The organism is Thermobacillus xylanilyticus (assembly GCF_907165215.1).
GTDB classification, from domain to species: Bacteria; Bacillota; Bacilli; order Paenibacillales; family Paenibacillaceae; genus Thermobacillus; species Thermobacillus xylanilyticus.
Map to the genome: position 1 here is coordinate 1 of NZ_CAJRAY010000030.1, position 336 is coordinate 336.

At 67.3% G+C, this 336-nt stretch carries 1 protein-coding gene; it reads left to right on the plus strand.

All coding sequences use genetic code 11. The annotated features are described in order from the left end of the window. Positions 1 to 149: 149 nt before the first annotated feature. Positions 150 to 336 (plus strand): hypothetical protein (locus KJQ12_RS06590; protein ID WP_213483981.1); only part of this gene is annotated, 187 nt, incomplete at its 3' end.

Consider the following 336-nt stretch of genomic DNA (forward strand, 5'->3'; position numbering starts at 1 on the left):
TCTTTTTCGCGTGATCCATCATCCCCAAAAAAAGTGCCCACACTGGCTTGACTCAGACCGCATTCCTTCCCGGATGGACATCGGCCATACAAATCCTTACAATTAATGCAACAAGGTGCGTACATTGCGCCGACCGGGAGGGAACGCCGATGAAGGTCGAACCCGTCAGACTGCGCCCGACCTGGCCGATCGACAGCGCCCTGCCGCCCGTCCGTCCCGCGGACGACGGCCGCAAGCCGCCCGGACGGCGGTTCGGGGGCGCGTCCGATCCGGCGGACGAACGCAGGCGGGCCGCCGGGAGCGCGGCCGCATGGCTCGCGGCGGCCGGCCGCGCCA